This window comes from Paenibacillus wynnii (genome assembly GCF_000757885.1).
GTDB classification, from domain to species: Bacteria; Bacillota; Bacilli; order Paenibacillales; family Paenibacillaceae; genus Paenibacillus_AQ; species Paenibacillus_AQ wynnii.
The window spans coordinates 1,057,219-1,074,388 of the sequence record NZ_JQCR01000002.1 but is presented as its reverse complement, the minus strand read 5'-3'; the positions used below and the strand labels follow the sequence as shown (position 1 = coordinate 1,074,388).

The 17,170-nt window shown below is 44.5% G+C and carries 22 protein-coding genes and 1 riboswitch; of the genes, 17 read left to right on the top strand and 5 right to left on the bottom strand.

The annotated features are described in order from the left end of the window. Positions 1–212 precede the first annotated feature (212 nt). From PWYN_RS07430 to PWYN_RS27900, 6 genes are all read left to right on the top strand, one after another. Positions 213–983, top strand: a complete 771-nt coding sequence (locus PWYN_RS07430) for an amino acid ABC transporter substrate-binding protein (RefSeq protein ID WP_036650020.1) — start codon at positions 213–215, stop codon at positions 981–983. 30 nt (positions 984–1,013) lie between these two features. Beyond that, complete coding sequence (locus PWYN_RS07425) at positions 1,014–1,673, top strand: amino acid ABC transporter permease (RefSeq protein ID WP_036650019.1); 660 nt, start codon at positions 1,014–1,016, stop codon at positions 1,671–1,673. A 15-nt stretch (positions 1,674–1,688) separates the two neighbouring features. Continuing rightward, positions 1,689–2,432 carry an amino acid ABC transporter ATP-binding protein gene (locus PWYN_RS07420; RefSeq protein WP_036650017.1) on the top strand — a complete coding sequence of 248 codons (744 nt, stop codon included), beginning with the start codon at positions 1,689–1,691 and terminating at the stop codon, positions 2,430–2,432. A gap of 236 nt (positions 2,433–2,668) precedes the next feature. After that, the gene (locus tag PWYN_RS07415; protein WP_036650015.1) at positions 2,669–3,181 is read left to right on the top strand and encodes a mismatch-specific DNA-glycosylase; all 513 of its coding nucleotides are present in this window, start codon (positions 2,669–2,671) and stop codon (positions 3,179–3,181) included. A 42-nt stretch (positions 3,182–3,223) separates the two neighbouring features. Beyond that, the gene (locus PWYN_RS07410; protein WP_036650013.1) at positions 3,224–3,931 is read left to right on the top strand and encodes a YjjG family noncanonical pyrimidine nucleotidase; all 708 of its coding nucleotides are present in this window, start codon (positions 3,224–3,226) and stop codon (positions 3,929–3,931) included. A 54-nt stretch (positions 3,932–3,985) separates the two neighbouring features. After that, positions 3,986–4,636 (top strand): hypothetical protein, encoded by a 651-nt coding sequence (locus tag PWYN_RS27900; protein ID WP_052087814.1) that lies wholly within the window; start codon positions 3,986–3,988, stop codon positions 4,634–4,636. A 426-nt stretch (positions 4,637–5,062) separates the two neighbouring features. Here PWYN_RS27900 and PWYN_RS07400 read toward each other — a convergent pair whose 3' ends face one another. Then, the gene (locus tag PWYN_RS07400) at positions 5,063–6,040 is read right to left on the bottom strand and encodes a ring-cleaving dioxygenase (protein WP_036650011.1); all 978 of its coding nucleotides are present in this window, start codon (positions 6,038–6,040) and stop codon (positions 5,063–5,065) included. A gap of 265 nt (positions 6,041–6,305) precedes the next feature. On the opposite strand from PWYN_RS07400, the gene PWYN_RS07395 reads away from it, so the two are divergent. The 7 genes from PWYN_RS07395 (at position 6,306) to PWYN_RS07365 (ending at position 11,830) form a co-directional block, all read left to right on the top strand. Continuing rightward, on the top strand, positions 6,306–7,121 hold the full coding sequence (locus PWYN_RS07395) for an AAC(3) family N-acetyltransferase (protein WP_036650009.1): 816 nt from the start codon (positions 6,306–6,308) through the stop codon (positions 7,119–7,121). Between the two features lie 95 nt (positions 7,122–7,216). After that, positions 7,217–8,149 (top strand): manganese-dependent inorganic pyrophosphatase, encoded by a 933-nt coding sequence (locus PWYN_RS07390; protein WP_036650007.1) that lies wholly within the window; start codon positions 7,217–7,219, stop codon positions 8,147–8,149. A 144-nt stretch (positions 8,150–8,293) separates the two neighbouring features. After that, a complete protein-coding gene (locus PWYN_RS07385) occupies positions 8,294–8,731 on the top strand; it encodes an RrF2 family transcriptional regulator (protein ID WP_036650005.1) in 438 nt (145 codons plus the stop codon). Positions 8,732–8,887: 156 nt separating this feature from the next. Beyond that, positions 8,888–9,535, top strand: coding sequence for a nitroreductase family protein (locus PWYN_RS07380; RefSeq protein ID WP_036650004.1), 648 nt, complete (start codon positions 8,888–8,890; stop codon positions 9,533–9,535). 213 nt (positions 9,536–9,748) lie between these two features. Next, the gene (locus PWYN_RS07375; RefSeq protein ID WP_036650002.1) at positions 9,749–10,462 is read left to right on the top strand and encodes a hypothetical protein; all 714 of its coding nucleotides are present in this window, start codon (positions 9,749–9,751) and stop codon (positions 10,460–10,462) included. A 24-nt stretch (positions 10,463–10,486) separates the two neighbouring features. Then, complete coding sequence (locus tag PWYN_RS07370) at positions 10,487–10,936, top strand: VOC family protein (protein ID WP_036650000.1); 450 nt, start codon at positions 10,487–10,489, stop codon at positions 10,934–10,936. Between the two features lie 99 nt (positions 10,937–11,035). Then, a riboswitch (cyclic di-GMP riboswitch) is annotated at positions 11,036–11,123 on the top strand. Between the two features lie 158 nt (positions 11,124–11,281). Then, positions 11,282–11,830, top strand: a complete 549-nt coding sequence (locus PWYN_RS07365; protein WP_036649998.1) for a DUF4234 domain-containing protein — start codon at positions 11,282–11,284, stop codon at positions 11,828–11,830. Between the two features lie 86 nt (positions 11,831–11,916). Here the strand turns inward: PWYN_RS07365 and PWYN_RS29590 are convergent, their stop codons facing one another. Continuing rightward, positions 11,917–12,087: a hypothetical protein gene (locus PWYN_RS29590; RefSeq protein WP_169744095.1), complete on the bottom strand. Its 171-nt coding sequence runs from the start codon at positions 12,085–12,087 to the stop codon at positions 11,917–11,919. Between the two features lie 151 nt (positions 12,088–12,238). Here PWYN_RS29590 and PWYN_RS07360 point away from each other — a divergent pair, with 151 nt between their 5' ends. From PWYN_RS07360 to PWYN_RS07345, 4 genes are all read left to right on the top strand, one after another. Continuing rightward, positions 12,239–12,940 (top strand): pirin family protein, encoded by a 702-nt coding sequence (locus PWYN_RS07360; RefSeq protein WP_036649995.1) that lies wholly within the window; start codon positions 12,239–12,241, stop codon positions 12,938–12,940. A gap of 90 nt (positions 12,941–13,030) precedes the next feature. Further along, complete coding sequence (locus PWYN_RS07355; RefSeq protein WP_036649994.1) at positions 13,031–13,354, top strand: hypothetical protein; 324 nt, start codon at positions 13,031–13,033, stop codon at positions 13,352–13,354. Between the two features lie 368 nt (positions 13,355–13,722). Continuing rightward, on the top strand, positions 13,723–14,817 hold the full coding sequence (locus tag PWYN_RS07350; protein WP_036649991.1) for a Glu/Leu/Phe/Val family dehydrogenase: 1,095 nt from the start codon (positions 13,723–13,725) through the stop codon (positions 14,815–14,817). 105 nt (positions 14,818–14,922) lie between these two features. After that, on the top strand, positions 14,923–15,264 hold the full coding sequence (locus PWYN_RS07345) for a DUF898 family protein (protein ID WP_420805759.1): 342 nt from the start codon (positions 14,923–14,925) through the stop codon (positions 15,262–15,264). Between the two features lie 99 nt (positions 15,265–15,363). Here PWYN_RS07345 and PWYN_RS07340 read toward each other — a convergent pair whose 3' ends face one another. The 3 genes from PWYN_RS07340 to PWYN_RS07330 form a co-directional block, all read right to left on the bottom strand. Further along, positions 15,364–16,092: a peptidylprolyl isomerase gene (locus tag PWYN_RS07340; RefSeq protein WP_052087988.1), complete on the bottom strand. Its 729-nt coding sequence runs from the start codon at positions 16,090–16,092 to the stop codon at positions 15,364–15,366. A 178-nt stretch (positions 16,093–16,270) separates the two neighbouring features. Beyond that, positions 16,271–16,735 carry a hypothetical protein gene (locus PWYN_RS28610; protein WP_084146636.1) on the bottom strand — a complete coding sequence of 155 codons (465 nt, stop codon included), beginning with the start codon at positions 16,733–16,735 and terminating at the stop codon, positions 16,271–16,273. Further along, positions 16,728–16,952, bottom strand: coding sequence for a hypothetical protein (locus PWYN_RS07330; protein WP_036649983.1), 225 nt, complete (start codon positions 16,950–16,952; stop codon positions 16,728–16,730). The genes PWYN_RS28610 and PWYN_RS07330 overlap by 8 nt, the downstream gene beginning before the upstream one ends. Positions 16,953–17,170 lie beyond the last annotated feature (218 nt).

Below are 17,170 nucleotides of genomic sequence, written 5' to 3'. Positions count from 1 at the left end.
CAGATGTCCTTCATGTACGTGAAAAGAGAAGGATGAGGCAGCAGCTTTACTCCGAGCGAGTAAGTGCGGCTGCTTTTTAATTTTGACACAGTTTCCTGTTTCTTCTCTATCGACTCCACTGAAATGCTATGATATTATGATACTCTGATAACGTGTTAACGAACTAAAGCACACACATTATAATGTGTTATTTTACTAGGGGGAATAGAGATATGAAGAAACAAGGATTACTTATTTTATTATTGACTGTTGTAATTTCAGTATTGGCAGGTTGCTCCAGTTCGGGCAGCAAGGACGGCAAGCTGGTGATCGGTATAGATGATAAGTTTGCGCCGATGGGATTCAGGGATGATAATAATGAAATCGTTGGTTTTGATATAGACTATGCAAAGGCAGCGGCTGAAAAGATGGGCAGAGAAGTCACCTTCCAGCCGATTGATTGGTCTGCTAAGGAATCAGAACTGAATAGCGGACGCATTGATATGATTTGGAACGGTTACACCATTACAGATGAACGTAAAGAAAAGGTTTTGTTCACGAAACCTTACTTAGAAAATAGCCAAGTAGTTGTTGTATTAGGGGACTCTTCACTGGTAAAGCTGGATGATCTGGCTGGTAAAGAAGTAGGCTTGCAGAGTTTGTCATCGGCGGCTGATGCCCTGAGTGCAAGTCCAATCAAAGATAAGGTTGCGAATGTCTCCGAATTCCCGGATAATGTTCTTGCCCTGACTGATCTCAAAACAAAACGACTAGACGGTGTAATTATTGACGAGGTGGTCGCTAAATATTACATGTCCAAAGAGCCGAATACTTACAAGCTGCTAGATGAATCACTTGCACCTGAACAATATGGCATCGGACTTAAGAAAGGTAATGAGGCGTTGCTGGAGGAATTGCAGAAGGCTCTGGATGAAATGAACAGCGATGGTAAAGCGGCAGAGATTTCAACGAAATGGTTCGGAGAGAACAAAGTACTGAAGTAGATAGTTAACATTTAGGAGTCGGTTAGAGAAATGAATTTGGAATATATCATTAGAATTGCTGGTCCAATGCTGGAAGGAGCAAGAACGACGGTCTTGCTGTTTTTGGTTGTTATCTTATTATCCATTCCGTTGGGGTTCTTGGTAACCTTAATGGCTAAGAGTGTTATTAAGCCGGTGTCATGGATCGCTCACACTTACATTTATGTGATGCGGGGCACTCCGCTTTTACTGCAGCTGTTGTTCTTTTGTTTTGGGTTGCCGCAGATTCCGGTGATTGGGGAATATCTGGTAATGGATCGCTTCGCTGCGGCCTGCCTTGGGTTTATTCTGAACTATGGAGCTTATTTTGCGGAGATATTCCGCGGGGGAATGCTCTCTATTGATAAAGGTCAGCATGAAGCTGCCAAGGTGCTTGGTCTAAGTAAGTGGCAGACTCTTCGCAAGGTCATATTGGCCCAAATGTTTAGAGTTGCGCTGCCTTCTGTAGCTAATGAATCCATTACTTTGGTTAAAGATACAGCGCTGCTCTATGCAGTGGCTGTACCGGAGCTGTTGAATTATGCCAAAACTGCAGTGAACCGTGACTTTACGGTTACGCCGTTTGTAGTCGCGGGCGTTATTTATTTACTAATGACACTGGTGTTGACGGTGTTCTTCAAGTCACTGGAGAAACGTTTCAAATTCGAGTAAAAGGAATGTCCGAATATGAGCAACATAATAGAAGTGAAAGAATTACAGAAATCATTTGGCAGTCTTGATGTATTGAAAAAGGTTACCTTTTCCGTCCAACCTGGAGAAGCTGTGGCGGTAATAGGCCCATCCGGTTCCGGTAAAAGTACAATGCTGCGCAGTCTTGTGCATCTGGAGGACATTACCGGTGGAAGCATCTATATTAACGGTAAAACATTAGTAGAGAACGGGAAATACGTAAACGGCGCCGATATTCGGTCGATTACTGCAACCATGGGTATGGTATTTCAGCATTTTAATCTCTTTCCGCACCTGACTGTACGGGGAAACCTGGAGCTTGCTCCAAGAACCCTGAAGCGGGAGAGTATAAAGGAAATAACCGCCAGAAGCATGGATTTACTCACGAAGGTAGGTCTTGCCGATAAAGCTGATGTATACCCCTCAACGCTGTCAGGCGGTCAGAAACAGCGCGTGGCTATTGCCAGAGCCCTGATGCTGAATCCTGACATTCTGCTGTTCGATGAGCCGACTTCGGCGCTTGACCCTGAGCTGACAGGGGAAGTACTCCGCGTTATCCGTCAGCTTGCTGAAGAGCACATGACGATGATTATCGTCACTCATGAGATGAATTTCGCCAGGGATGTGGCGGATCGAGTGATCTTCATGGACAACGGGGAAATTGCGGAATCGGGAACACCCGAGGAAATATTCAACAATCCCAAGCTGGAGCGGACCCGGATGTTCTTAAGCCGGGAGTAAAGCGGCAATAAGCGGTGAAGGATGCGAGTGCTTACCCTATCATCTTCTGAAATTTGAAAAGCCTGTAAAAATACCTTGAACCTACAAGGATTTTTATGGGCTTTATTTTTATTTTCCAGGTAGGTGTTATGGCTGGAAAAGGTTGACAAATACAGTATGGATGCATTATTATCGGGTTCAATTCAATCTCATGAGGAATTCCACGTTAGAATAAAACGTGATAGGTGGAATGGCGTATGAAAGAGGTAGCAGATCACTTGGAGCAAGGCCTGCAGATCGTTTTTATCGGCTTTAACCCGAGCATTCGTTCTGGAGAGGTCGGTCATCATTATGCAAATCCCCGCAATAACTTCTGGAGAATATTGTTTCACTCCGGTCTTACCCCTCGCTTATACGATGCTTCTGAGGATGGAGAACTCCTCAAGCTTGGTTACGGGTTCACCAACATAGTGGCTAGACAGACCCGTGGCGCAGAGGATATTACGAGAGAGGAATATATACTAGGGCGAGAGCTTCTACGGGACAAGCTTGAGAGGTACCGACCGCAAGTAGCCTGTTTTGTGGGCAAAGGTGTGTACACGGAATTTAGCCGCAGGACTAAAGTGGATTGGGGATTTCAGAATGTCGCTGAACCTGTGGTCGACGGTGTCTGTGAATTCGTCGCACCTTCCTCCAGTGGGTTGGTTCGAATGCCGATGAGTGATATTGTAGACATATACCGGAGGCTGCATGATAATTTAAAGGAGTAATGTTAGAACCCCGATGAACTTTCCAAGGAAAAGGAGTAGACCATGAAATACGAAGTTATCTTATTTGATGCGGATGATACACTGTTTGATTACGGAATGGCGGAGGGGCATGCCCTGAGCAGTGTATTTTCCTTTTACGGGATGCCTACAGGAGCTGATGATTATACAGCAAGCTATAAGGAAATTAATCATATGCTTTGGGCAGATCTGGAATTGGGCCGTATTACCTCCGAAGCGCTGCGGGTGGAACGATTCCATCGTTTATTTTCAGCTCATGGGCTTACACTTGACGCTCAGGAGTTCAGTGATGCCTATCTGCGTTTTTTGGGAGAGGGGACATTCCTGATTCAGGGTGCGGTAGAGATATGCAGTGGGCTATCCGGTATCAGACTCGCTATAATCACTAACGGGATCAAAGAGGTGCAGACCTCCAGAATTCAGGATTCGCCTCTTTGCGATACGTTTGAGCACATCATTATCTCCGAGGAAGCAGGGTATCAGAAGCCGGAGACCGGTATTTTTGATTATGCTTTTGCCAAGTTAGGAATCGAAGATAAAGCAAAGGTATTGATCGTGGGTGACTCGCTGACCTCTGATATCCAAGGCGGCATTAATTATGGGATTGATACTTGTTGGTTCAACCCCCTAGGTAAGTTAAATGCGCTGGACATAAAGCCTACGTATGAAATTAACAGTCTGGCAGAGCTTTTAGACATTGTGGGCATTAAGGATACATGTACAAACGTGTAATCAGTCTGAAATCATGAATTATATAACTTCAATCAGAAAATGGGAGGGTATCGTATGAAGAAGAAATGGATGATCGCAGCGGTTGTCGCGGGAATGACTGTAACTGGTTCCGCCGGAGTATATGCTGGAGCTAAGTTAGAGCAAATCAAGGCTTACCTGAATCATAGTATCGGCATTGTAGTGGATGGGACTCCTTATGGCTTGAAGGACGGCAATGGCAAGGCATTAACCCCTATTACCTACGGGGGATTAACGTATCTTCCGATCCGTTCAATTTCAGATGCTTTGGATATTCCGATTTCCTATGATGCCACCAATTATAAAGTGCGGATTGGAACCCAGCCAGAAGGGACAGGGGGTTCAACAGGAGTGCCGACATCGACAAAAACTCGTCCAGTCAACCTTCCCACCGATTTCCCGATTCCCGGAGACGCCACCATTAAGATCACCGCGGATTCGGATGCCACAGGGGTAAAAAAGGTAGCCTTTACCTATACCACTGAGGAAACCCTAGATATTATGGGGTTTGTATACAGTGAATATGTACGCATTAAGCATTTGGACAGCGGCTCGCAGACCGTGACGGCAAATACCGTTAAGATAAGCGGTCTTCTTGGAGGGACAAGTCCGGTTTCTATAACAGGACAAGCTACGACCGGTAAGCCTGGATTCAACACCTTCACGATCACATGGTCAGAGAGCTAGAGATTGTTGCCTATAAAACTAGCCAGTCTCAAGTTAAATCGAGACTGGCTAGTTTTTATTTATGATCCGTAGGGGCTAAGATCCGGCTGAATGAAATGTAAAAATACAATTGAATCCGCTCAAATGGTGCGATTTGGCTAAATGAAATGTAAAAATACAATTGAATCCACCCAAATGGCGCGATTCGGCTAAATGAAATGTAAAAATACAATTGAATCCACCCAAATGGTGAGATCCGGCTAAATGAAATGTAAAAATACAATTGAATCCGCTCAAATGGTGCGATCCGGCTAAATGAAATGTAAAAATACAATTGAATCCGCTCAAATGGTGCGATCCGGCTGAATGAAATGTAAAAATACAATTGAATCCGCTCAACGCTACGTTCCGTTCGCGGAGCGCCCTTCTCGTAACACCAACATCTTCTTACTGCCGCGTATCAAGCGGTTGCAGGTGCGCCTCAATTTGCTCGCGTTTGGATTCAAGGAAGGGTGGTAGAGCGAGAGCTTCGCCTAAATGCTCCACATCCTCATCCGTAGCGAAGCCGGGGCCGTCTGTAGCCAGCTCGAACAATATACCGTTGGGTTCCCTGAAGTATAGAGAACGGAAGTAGAAACGGTCGACGAATCCGGAGTTGGGTAGTTGGACGGTGCGAACACGCTCAATCCATTGCATCAGTTCTACTTCATTGTCTACACGGAAGGCTACATGGTGAACTCCCCCTCTCCCAAGCCGCTCCATTGGCAAATCATTACGTTCCTCAAGATGAACTTCCGTGCCTGAACCACCTTCCCCGGTTTCAAAAACAATGACATCTGGTTGTCCAACCATAGTCGAAGTGTACGTACCTTTTCGGCGGAAGCCAAGCAGGCCCTCCAACACAATAGCTGTATTCTCCGCAGATTCGACCGTAAGATGTGCCGGACCTAAGCCAACGATACCGTACTTCGCAGGAACCGGGCTTTTAGCCCAAGGAATGCCCCCGGGTTCACCTTCATCATGCTCGTCTGATACGAGAATAAATCGTTGTCCCTCGTGATCCCGGAAGGAAAGTGTCTGACGTCCGCCTAATTCCTTGATGTTTCCGTGCTCGACATTATGCTCAGATAGCCGCTGTACCCAATAGGTAAGAGACTCGTCACTTGGAACACGTAAAGAGATGGCAGATATACTATTGTTGCCTTCGCGGTTACGCCCTGACATCGGGATTTCGAAGAAGGTTAGCTCTGTTCCGGGATTGCCCTTTTCGTCCCCGTAGAATAAATGATAAACTGAGATATCATCTTGGTTGACCGTCTTTTTGATCAGTCTTAAACCGAGTACTTCGGTATAAAATGTAAAGTTTTCCGGTGCTTTTGCCGTAATGGCGGATACGTGATGTAGTCCTTTTAGTGTTAATTCCATAATTGATGACCTCCAATGGGTTGATAGTATAGTAGGGAAGCATGAGATCAATACATTATATTTTAGGAAAATCTAATAATAAATATTAAGTTACTATAATTTTAATAGCAACACTTGATTTTTGCAAGCCAAAGAAGGAGAGCTCATCCACAGCATAGCTTTTAAAAGATATATTAGTTATACCCCGTACCCCATCAACAAATTTAATCACGCTTATCGATACTAAATAGTTGGGTTGCTAAGGAGAGAAGGAGAGAAAACGGACATGCACAATACAGCTAGCTTGATGAAACAAATGGAGGCGTTGGGATTAGACCCGAAAGGAACCGTTCTGGTGCATTCTTCTTTTAAAAGTATCGGAGACGTGGAGGGAGGTGCTGAGGCTGTATTGGATGCTATGGCTCAGTATATGTCAGACGGTCTTCTTGTAATGCCGACGCATACCTGGGCTTATGTCAACGCGGAGAATCCTCGCTATTCTGTTCTTGATTCACCATCCTGTGTGGGTATTCTACCGGAATTATTTCGAAGCCGCCCGAAGGTTGTCCGTTCCTGGCATCCGACCCATTCTGTGGCCGCTCTAGGGGCTGATGCCATTGCTTTTACTGCCGGAGACGAGCGCTGGGACACTCCATGTGCCCGAGGTTCAGCTTGGGGCAAGCTATTAGATAGGAAAGCTGAGATTGTACTGCTCGGTGTAGATCTGCGTAGAAATACGTTTATCCACGGTATTGAGGAATGGCTGGACATCCCGGGAAGACTAACGGACGATCACGAAGCTTTATATACGGTTACACCGGATGGAACCACCATACTCGTCCCTTCGCGCAGACATTACGGACTTTCCTGGTCGCAGCATTTCTGGAAGGTTGAAGGTGTACTTGAGGCGGAGGGAGCATTGCGAAGAGGCCGGTTTGGCGACGCATCGGTCATGGTATGCAGTACAGTGAAAACTACTGAAATTCTAAGCAGAATGCTGATCGAGAATCCACATCTTTTCTCGGATAATGAGCCGCTGCATGGAGAAGCGAAGCCCGAGCCGCTGCCGAAGACGCCGAGGCTACATCCGGGTGATCACTAATTTTCTATAAAGGTTCCTCTACCCAATCTGGCTAGACCCTATCAATGTATGGTATATTATTCTCACAAAACTAAATCATAGTAAGGAGATTGGAAATGGAAAAGACATTAATCTTTGGCCACAAAAATCCGGATACGGATACCATCTGTTCTGCAATTGCTTATGCTGCTTTGAAAAAAGAGCTGGGTTGGGATGCTGAAGCCGTTCGTCTAGGAGAAGTCAGCGGTGAAACACAATATGCATTGGATCATTTTGCGGTAGCAGCTCCACGTCTGGTGGAAAATGTAGCAGCTGAAGCGAAGCAAGTCATTCTGGTAGACCATAATGAACGCCAGCAAAGCGCGAATGATATCGATCAAGTCCGTGTTATCGAGGTTATCGACCACCACCGGATCGCTAACTTTGAGACCGCTCATCCCTTATATTACCGTGCAGAACCAGTAGGCTGTACTGCTACAATACTTAACAAGCTGTATAAAGAGAATGGAGTTGCTATTCCAAAGGAAATCGCTGGTCTCATGCTTTCCGCCATCATTTCTGACTCCCTGCTGTTCAAATCTCCGACCTGCACACCTGAAGATGTAGCTGCTGCACGCGAGCTGGCTGAAATTGCCGGTGTTGATGCCGATAGCTATGGACTGGAAATGCTGAAAGCAGGTGCAGATCTTAGCGACAAAAGCATTGCTCAACTGATCTCCCTGGATGCCAAGGAATTCAAAATGGGTGAATACAAAGTAGAAATCGCGCAGGTGAATGCGGTGGATACTAACGATGTCCTCTCCCGTCAAGATGAACTGGAGGCAGCACTTACTTCCATTATTGATGAAAAGGGACTTGATTTGTTCCTGTTCGTCGTTACAGATATTCTTAACAATGACTCTGTAGGTTTGGCTTTGGGCCGTGTAGCCGGTGTTGTAGAGCAAGCATACAACGTGAAACTTGATGACAAAAAGGCTATCCTTAAAGGCGTTGTATCCCGCAAATCGCAAATCGTTCCAATCCTCACTGAAACTATGGCAAAGCTGTAAGAAGTTCTTGAAATTATTCTTGTTAAGCGAAAGAGCCCTGCCGCAATCCTTTTTTAAGGGTCTAGGCAGGGTTCTCTTTTGCTAAAATAGTGAATGAAGCCTATACTTATGGAGTATGACTAGCAGGCGGGAGGAGGGTGAAAGTTGACAAAATCTCGAAACACCGCATATCTCCAATATAGATCCTTTGGGCTGGTATTGCAGGCTTTGGTCATTATGGCTAGAAAAGGAAACACCTGTTCAAGCTGTGAAATTGCCGAGCTTCTTTCAATGGAGGCTACGCAGTTAAGGCGGATTCTTGCTAAGTTAACCCGTGAACATATTCTCGTAACTCGGGAGGGCCGGGATGGAGGATATATGCTCAACAAAAATCCCGAGGACTTAACATTAGCTGAAATATATCAGGCGCTCGAGGTCGGGGAGTCCTGTAATAAGGCGGTCAATGATACGATATGTTTCAATGATTTCGGAGTGCAGATGAAGGCGGCTTGCGGAGATATTCTGGAGGAGATGGACCGTAGTGTTCTTGGAGTGCTGGAGCAATACACGGTAGCAGATATGGTGCGTAAGGCTGGATATTGACAGGATCTGTATCTTTGAATTATACTGTGCATATTAAGTTACAGTTAATGAAATATGGATATTCTAGGATACGGAGCAAACCGTATTGCATTTTTTTAGATTTAACTGTGCATTTGAATGCACAGAATATAGAGAATGGATGAGGAGGATACTGCGATGACAACAGAATTACAAGCAGTGCAGGAATTTAACAAGGTGATTCGGGACCGGCATTCCGTACGTAAATATGACCCATCCTGGAAAATATCCGATGAAGAAATTAAGGAGCTTCTAGGTGAGGCTATTCTAGCTCCCTCTTCTTCTAATCTTCAGCCGTGGCGCTTCATCGTAATTACAGATCAGGATTTGAAAGAAAAGCTTCTACCGATTGCTTATAATCAACAGCAGGTTGTAGATGCATCTGCCGTTATTGCTGTACTTGGTGATGTGGAAGCTTACCGTAATGCAGAAAAGATATATGATCAAGCGGTATCTGCTGGATTAATGCCTCTCGAGGTTCGTGATACGATGGTCGAAAAAATCACAAATGGTTACCCTAACATGGGTCCTGAAAAACTTAAGGAGATCGCGTTAGTAGACGGTGGGTTAATCTCCATGCAGCTGATGCTGGCAGCAAAGGCTAGAGGTTATGATACGGTTCCTATGGGCGGCTATAATGCGGAAGCCTTCCACGAGCTGTTGCAAATTCCACAGCGTTACACCACGGTTATGTTGATTGCGCTTGGCAAAGCGGCCGTTGAAGGCCGTTCATCCGCTAGATTGCCATTGGAGAATGTAACCTACTGGAACGGATTTCAGGATTAAGCAATTAATAAATATACTTAGTTCCAAGATAAATCAAAAGAGGGACTGTCCATAAGCCATAACGGCTAGGGGCAGTCCCTTATTTTGTGTTGTGCTTCCTTATTCTTTATGAATCACTGAGGCTGCCGTCGCTGCCGTCATTGAGGGGCAGCCTTTTCAAATAACTGGCTGTTATTGTAGAATTAGCTAAGGAAATAAAAGGAGATCAGCTAAATGAGAAATGTTATTCTATTGTGGATGTTATTGCTGACACTTATGGTTACAGCTTGCGGAGATAGAACGGAGAGCCTTAGAAATGGTTTACCCAGTACATCCGCTCTTCCTGATACGTCTACAACAGGTTCTAAATTAGAGGAAAAAGATGACGCGATTAGAGCTATTGGTAATCATGTGGATGGGCGTTTACTTGTCATACCTACTACTAAAGTGAAAGCATCCCCTTTAGGAGCGCCTAGCTGCTGGGGTCTGGAGACTGACTTTAGGTGGTCAGGGGATTATGAGTTGGTGTGGGAATCCAAATCAGGAGAGCATTCAACCAAAGTAATGAAATTTCCAATGGATTTCGAAATTGTACAACCCAATGATTCACCGATTGAAATGCAGCAATTCACCTTGGAAGGAACGGATATATTCGCGTTTGTCCCGCGTTATACCGATTGTCATGCTCTAGAGACTTACCTTTATGGCGTAAGTAACAATGAAGCTTTTCCGATATCTTTTGAAATAAACTCAGACGAGATCTGGACCCATATAGGCCAATTGTCGAGCCGTTCTTTACAAGCTATCAATGGGGAACTTATCGTGACGGGTGGTTATGGGGCAGGTCAGGATTTCATAGAGATCTATCATTTTCAATATGATTTGATGAAGAAAACAATGGTCCTAAAAAGTACTGATTATCTTCAACCGAACGATATTCTAAAGTAGTGATAAAGAAGAGAGGGATAGAAATTGATAAAAGGATTGTATGAAGCCCATTTACCCGTGAAGAGTTTAGAACGCTCAATCGAGTTTTATACAAAGTTGGGATTGAAATTTGCTTGGCGTGATGATAATACTGCTTTCTTTTGGATTGAGGAAGGGAGGAGTTGGATAGGTTTGTGGGAAGGGAAGGAATATGAAACACCATACCACCCTTCGCTACGCCATATAGCTTTTCAGGTATCCTTTGAAGATTTAAAGGTTTCTTTAGAATGGTTGCATTCAATTGAAATAGAAGCCGTACCTTTCGGAACCAGAACTTCTATTGAGCCATTTGTTCGACCAAATCAGGGGAATGCATCGGTTTATTTTAATGATCCAGATGGAAACAGCTTAGAATTAATGTGTTATGTTGAAGTTCCGAAGGAACTACAATCTTTAACTAATAAGCTGTCCTTGACAGAGTGGGAGATAGTATGAAAAAGGGAATCCGCAGTAAAGATTCCTCCGATTCCCTTTTTCCTGTATACTGTTTTTAAATTAAGATGTGGCGCTGATATTGTGCCGCTTAAGTCTTACCCAAGTAAATCGTAAAATCACTGAAAGGTGATGACACAAAGCTATGGATCTAAAACCGTTAAGCGGTCATGATTGCCAGGCCGCCTAAGGGATGAGGGGAACTACCGAAAAGGTTCCGGGGCTCTATATGCCTGGAGCCTTTTTTTGTTCTGTTTTTTAGTTGAATGTGTGGTGGCGGGAGGTAATACATTGAGGAGTATTTAGATTATACGCGTTAAGTATTATAGCGAAGGGATGACTACTTACATGGCACAAATAGGAAAGATCAAATCGAACAGTTACTTTGAGTTACAGCAAGACCCGTTTTCTTTTTACCAACCGGTATGGCAATTTGCACTTTTATCTATACTTACGTTTGGAGTCTATGATATCTACTGGTATTACAAAAATTGGACAAGGATAAAAGCTTATAAATTCCTGAATTTCAGCCCTCAATTAAGAACAGTAGGATTATTTATTCCTATTTATAATTTCTTTCTAATTTATAAAACGCATAAAGAATATCGTGATTTAATCAAGGAAAGGGAAGTTGAACGCGATATCTATCCGGGTCCTATCGTTTTGGTGATCACTATCTCGTTCGTACTAATGAGGTTATCTGATCCTTATTGGTTGTTATGTTTCATATCTACCCTTCCGCTTGCAATGGTACAAAGTGTCTTAAATGATTTATGGGATAAGGTTCAGGTCGGTAAACCCAGAAGAACTGGATTGCGGGGACGACAAATACTGTTAATTGTGCTGGGTTCGCTATCCTGGATCTTTATTTTAATAGGAATGTTTATGCCGGATTGATCCGACACTCATGAATCTGAATTTAGAGTCTACACAAAAAGCTGCTTTCCCGTCATAAAGAGACGGTAGAGCAGCTTTATTGCTACTTAAATTTCATTTTTGGGAACATTATTTAAACTTGGGACATAATCGGCAGCTTTCTCGCTTGTCACCGTTTTGGCTTCTTTAGTGAAATTATCTACACTTTGTTGATACTCTTTTCGATCTGCTTTATTATCTGCACGGTCATATTTGGGATCTGCACTATTTTTCGGCATGACATTCACCTCCATCTTTTTATTCTTAGTATGAGAAGGTGAGTTGCATTTTATCCCAACGGTTTCGATCTAAAGGGCGGGCTGCTGTTTTTTTGTTTCCCTCCACTTTCTGCTACAATATTTTTAAGCTTGAATGACAAGGAGGGATACAATGATCCAGGTATACTCAGCGGAATCCGCCCATCACTTTGGTCATGGCTGGCTTAAGGGCAGTCACATCTTTTCGTTCGGGGATTTCTACGATCCTGATAATACGAGGTTTGGTCCCATGAGGGTCTGCAACGACGACACTATTGCTCCCGGTAGAGGGTTTGGTGCTCATCCGCACAGCGATATGGAGATCGTCTCGATTGTATTGTCCGGAAGGTTGCGGCATGAGGATAACTTAGGTAATGTAGCCGAAACCACCTTCGGCGGCATTCAGCGGATGTCGGCAGGTACGGGTGCAATTCATACGGAACATAATCCGTCAGAGGATGAGCCTGTTCGTCTGCTGCAACTATGGTTTATGCCCCGAGTACGCGGAACTGAACCATCGTATATGACTGGACGATTCGATCCCGTGAAGCTCGAAGGCGTGCTGCTTCCTGTTGTGGCTGGTGTAGGCGCAGAAGAGGTCGTGGATATTGCTCAGGATATGACCATTTATCTGGGACGCATGAGCGAAGGGCAGGAACTGGTGTTTAACCAAGAAGCGGGAAGACGTACTTTTATATATTTAATGGAGGGACAACTGCAGTTAGGCGATGAGTCTCTGTTGCTCCCGGGTGATTCGGCACGAATTGAGGAGATTAGTGAGCTTAACCTTGCTGCGCCGGAGGGTGCTTTTCTTATGCTGATTGATCTACCTTAAAATGCTTACGAAGTGAGCTTTGCTAGGCAAAGCTTATGTGAATGCTTACGAAGTGAGCTTTGCTACGCAAAGCTTATAGGAGGTTAAACGATGCATGAAAGAGTATTGGTTAAGCACTCGGTTACAGGTCGCATGTTCATCAGTAGCACAGAGGGGCTGAACTACACCTTTGATAAGAAAGGTGACCTTACGCTGATCACGATTTGCGGTGTACCCGCTGACAAAGGTGCGGCGGTAGTGGAGCAGAAGTCCGAGCTGAATGTTTTTCGTTTCGAGGAACCGGCAAGTGGACCTGTGATTAAGCATTGGTATTATGTTGGTGACAATTCGGTTGCCTATGATGAATCGTCAGGGTGCTTGACGCTGTCTGTGCAGTCGGAGATTGAGTATCGGCCGGATCAGTACTGGGAGTAAGCATGTGTTTCAATCGAGCGATATATTTAGTTGTAGTTTCTACACCTATTTCAAGCGTTTAGCCCACTCAATCTCCTTTAATTGCACTTTATGCAACTAAAAATGGAGGAGAAGCCTCTTTACAGGTAAAACCCAAATTATAGATGTATTAACTGCAACTATTTCCTTTTTCATAGATACATAGGGTGTTTTAATTGTATAATCTACAACTAAATGTACTTCTGTACATGCATCCTTAAGTTAATCGCACGCCGCACCGTTATTTTAACGCCGCACCCATTGAATTTTACATAAAATAATACACTGTGGGAGTAACATGAGCATGAGCAACACAAAGATAGTTAAAGAGAGATAGGAGAATGGAGAACATGGAGTTGTTTGCAGCATTGGAGAGGGACGATTATGAAGAGGTGTTATTTTGTCAGGATAAGGCCTCGGGATTAAAAGCCATCATAGCGATACATGATACGACACTAGGACCGGCACTGGGCGGGACACGGATGTGGACCTATGCTACAGAGGAGGATGCGATCATTGATGCTCTTCGTCTGGCTAAAGGTATGACTTATAAAAATGCGATATCCGGTCTGAATTTGGGTGGAGGAAAAACGGTTATCATTGGTGATCCCAAAAAAGATAAGAATGAAGCCATGTTCCGAGCCTTCGGCCGATACATTCAGGGTTTGAACGGACGTTATATTACAGCTGAAGATGTGGGAACAACGGAAGAGGATATGAACATTATTTATCAGGAGACAGATTATGTTACCGGAACATCTACAACGTATGGTTCCTCCGGCAATCCTTCCCCAGCCACAGCCTTTGGTGTTTATCAGGGAATGAAGGCGGCGGCGAAAGCGGCTTTCGGCTCTGAATCTCTAGAAGGTAAGCGGGTAGCTGTTCAAGGTGTTGGCAATGTGGCTTTTACTCTTTGCAAATATCTTCATGAAGAGGGAGCGCAGCTTATCGTAACAGATATCCACAAGGATGCTGCGCAGCGTGCCGTTGCGGCCTATGGAGCCACTGCCGTTGATCCGGCTGACATTGTCAGCGTAGACTGTGATATTTATGCTCCGTGCGCACTGGGTGCTACTATTAATGATGATTCCCTTCTGCTTATGAAGGCAAAGGTTATTGCCGGTGCGGCCAACAATCAGCTAAAAGAGCCGCGGCATGGCGATGCTCTCCATGAATTAGGCATTGTGTATGCACCGGATTACGTCATTAATGCGGGAGGCGTAATCAATATTGCCGATGAACTAAACGGCTACAATAAGGATCGTGCGTATAAGCAGGTAGCGAAGATTTATGACAACATTAGCCGTGTGTTGGAGATGTCACGTACAAGCGGCATTCCAACCTATGCAGCTGCAGATCAGCTGGCTATGGAACGAATTCATTTGTTAAAAAACAGCCGGAGTACCTTCCTGCGTGACGGTCACCATGCCATCAGCAGAAGATAAATACATGTAATTAAGCATTTATTGGATTTATGGTGAAAAACATCATGGTTATTTTATTGGATAATTAGGAAAATAGGTCCATATTGAAGAAGAAGGTGGTAGATGATGTCTGCTATAAATATGGATACGACTGTTCACTACGGAAGAGGAGAGTCTTATTTTGACGGCTCACTTCTGGAATACGTCGGTTGGTGTCTAGTTGGCTGGTTAGTGACGATGTGTACCTTAGGGATCTGCTATCCTTGGTCTGTGGTTATGATTTATCGTTGGAAAGTGGAGCATACTGTGGTCGAAGGACGTCGTTTGCGTTTTGAGGGGACAGCCGTTAGTTTATTCGGACAATGGATCAAATGGCTGCTATTATCGATTATCACCCTTGGTATTTATGGGTTTTGGGTGTTCATCAAGCTGGAGCAATGGAAGACTAGAAACACCTATTTTCAGTAAAGTTTTTATCTAATAAACAACAAAAACTCGGCAAGCTCGTCCCGATCGTTACATGGGAAGCTGCCGAGTTTTATTGTTGAGCAACCACAGTTCAGTTAATTACTGTACTTTTTGCGGTTCCGGGTAAGTGACACCAAGCGTATCAACCGTTACCTTTTTCATCACAGGCGGCTGTTCTGGACGGTCACTGCTGTCACGGGGCAGGTTAACGATGGCGCTCACGATTTCAAGGCCCTCCGTAACTTTACCAAAAGGAGTATAATCTCCATCCAAATGCGGAGCAGCCGCTGTCATCACGAAAAATTGCGATCCGGCGGAGTTGGCGTCCTGTGATCTTGCCATGGATAGAATACCTTCTGTATGCAGCAGGTTATTCACAAATCCATTACTGGAGAATTCACCAGTTATGCCGTATCCGGGTCCGCCCATACCAGTTCCGTCTGGGTCACCGCCTTGAATCATGAAGCCAGGAATAACTCTGTGGAAAATAGTACCGTTATAAAAGCCCTTTTGAATCAGCGAGATGAAATTGTTTACTGTATTCGGTGCAACCTCGGGATAAAGCTCTGCTTGGATGATGCCGCCGTCGTTCATCTCAATGGTTACTACAGGATGGCTTGCTGTTTCCGAAGGGACACCTTCCGTTGGAGCAGTAGCTGTTTCTTGGGGAGCGGGACTGGCCTCGTTGCCGGCGGTATTTCCTGCGGCCCCGCTGCTGGTGCCGTTGTTGGTACTCGAATTGCTGTTAGCGGTCTCATTACTACTGCTGTTATTGCTTGGTTTGTTACCGCAGCCTGCTACAATGACCAGCAGCAAACACATCATCATTAACAACAGAGTCGATTTTCTTCTTGTGAATTTCACGGTTTACTTCTCTCCTTTAGCTTGGATGATCTCAAATGTCTTAGTTTATCATAACTTGTTTTTCACGGTATTTGCAAAAAAAGGGCTATCCCTATCGCCTGTCGGCTGAGGGATAACCCTTTTTTATAAGCCATGAAGGCCGTTATTCTCCCTTTGACCCATTAATTAAATCAGTGCCGTGTACAATGACTTGGGGAGGAGAGGCTGGATCAACCGGGGTATCAGACTCAATTTCATCGGCGTCCGGCACATCCTCCAGAGGAAGATCCTCTTCTTCACCAATCCCCTCTAAATCTTCCTTGGCATAATCTATAGCGTTTCCTGTCAGTCCGGCGGCCATAGCGAATTCAATGGCATCGGACTCGAGCACCTCATCCCGATCCAAAGCATTTAAGTTATTCAGGCCGATATCTGAAGAGAGATGATCATCATTGACCAGGACAGAATCGATTTCCTCATCGCCAACCCCATCTAGACGAGCGGCTGTAGCCTGAGTGGGTTGCTGAAATTCTACTACAGGTATATCCTCATCGGACGTAACGCTTCCCATTTTATTGTAACGTTCATAAGCGATGTCTGCTTCTGTCTTTTTATAAGCATCAGTCATACTTGTTCAGCTCCTTATCCTTAGTTCCTTTTATTTCACTGTAGGCAGCCTCTTCTTTAGGAAGTGCATGATTAATGGCCTCTTTTTGGTCCTGATCCGCTAAGGCGTCTGGGAACGAATCTTCTTGAAATAACCCGAACTTCTCATCAATATCGCGTTCGGTTATCAAAGAGTCGGGCTCGTTAGCTTCTGCTTGTGATGATTTAAAGACACTCATAGGTTTGTCCTCCAGTAGCATAAGGATTTCAAAGGCTATATAACTTCTTTACCCTTTTACACGGTATCGAATCGGTATGGATACATCCACCAGTCTTAATATATTCAGTTAGGACAAGCATTAAACATTTCTTATCAATAATTCGTCCTTAATCGCGGTAATTTGCAGAATTAGGAAGGTATAACTCGAAGCGTGTCGAAAATTAATATCATAAGCCT

Excerpts from the sequence above, each read along its gene's own strand:
- PWYN_RS27900 (WP_052087814.1), top strand. The coding sequence starts at position 3,986 with ATGAAGAAGAAATGGATGATCGCAGCGGTTGTCGCGGGAATGACTGTA.
- PWYN_RS07420 (WP_036650017.1), top strand. The coding sequence starts at position 1,689 with ATGAGCAACATAATAGAAGTGAAAGAATTACAGAAATCATTTGGCAGT.
- PWYN_RS07360 (WP_036649995.1), top strand. The coding sequence starts at position 12,239 with ATGATCCAGGTATACTCAGCGGAATCCGCCCATCACTTTGGTCATGGC.
- PWYN_RS07365 (WP_036649998.1), top strand. The coding sequence starts at position 11,282 with ATGGCACAAATAGGAAAGATCAAATCGAACAGTTACTTTGAGTTACAG.
- PWYN_RS07415 (WP_036650015.1), top strand. The coding sequence starts at position 2,669 with ATGAAAGAGGTAGCAGATCACTTGGAGCAAGGCCTGCAGATCGTTTTT.
- PWYN_RS07380 (WP_036650004.1), top strand. The coding sequence starts at position 8,888 with ATGACAACAGAATTACAAGCAGTGCAGGAATTTAACAAGGTGATTCGG.
- PWYN_RS07355 (WP_036649994.1), top strand. The coding sequence starts at position 13,031 with ATGCATGAAAGAGTATTGGTTAAGCACTCGGTTACAGGTCGCATGTTC.
- PWYN_RS07400 (WP_036650011.1), bottom strand. The coding sequence starts at position 6,040 with ATGGAATTAACACTAAAAGGACTACATCACGTATCCGCCATTACGGCA.
- PWYN_RS07330 (WP_036649983.1), bottom strand. The coding sequence starts at position 16,952 with ATGAGTGTCTTTAAATCATCACAAGCAGAAGCTAACGAGCCCGACTCT.
- PWYN_RS29590 (WP_169744095.1), bottom strand. The coding sequence starts at position 12,087 with ATGCCGAAAAATAGTGCAGATCCCAAATATGACCGTGCAGATAATAAA.
- PWYN_RS07375 (WP_036650002.1), top strand. The coding sequence starts at position 9,749 with ATGAGAAATGTTATTCTATTGTGGATGTTATTGCTGACACTTATGGTT.
- PWYN_RS07390 (WP_036650007.1), top strand. The coding sequence starts at position 7,217 with ATGGAAAAGACATTAATCTTTGGCCACAAAAATCCGGATACGGATACC.
- PWYN_RS07430 (WP_036650020.1), top strand. The coding sequence starts at position 213 with ATGAAGAAACAAGGATTACTTATTTTATTATTGACTGTTGTAATTTCA.
- PWYN_RS07340 (WP_052087988.1), bottom strand. The coding sequence starts at position 16,092 with ATGATGATGTGTTTGCTGCTGGTCATTGTAGCAGGCTGCGGTAACAAA.
- PWYN_RS07395 (WP_036650009.1), top strand. The coding sequence starts at position 6,306 with ATGCACAATACAGCTAGCTTGATGAAACAAATGGAGGCGTTGGGATTA.
- PWYN_RS07410 (WP_036650013.1), top strand. The coding sequence starts at position 3,224 with ATGAAATACGAAGTTATCTTATTTGATGCGGATGATACACTGTTTGAT.
- PWYN_RS07350 (WP_036649991.1), top strand. The coding sequence starts at position 13,723 with ATGGAGTTGTTTGCAGCATTGGAGAGGGACGATTATGAAGAGGTGTTA.
- PWYN_RS07345 (WP_420805759.1), top strand. The coding sequence starts at position 14,923 with ATGTCTGCTATAAATATGGATACGACTGTTCACTACGGAAGAGGAGAG.
- PWYN_RS28610 (WP_084146636.1), bottom strand. The coding sequence starts at position 16,735 with ATGACTGATGCTTATAAAAAGACAGAAGCAGACATCGCTTATGAACGT.
- PWYN_RS07425 (WP_036650019.1), top strand. The coding sequence starts at position 1,014 with ATGAATTTGGAATATATCATTAGAATTGCTGGTCCAATGCTGGAAGGA.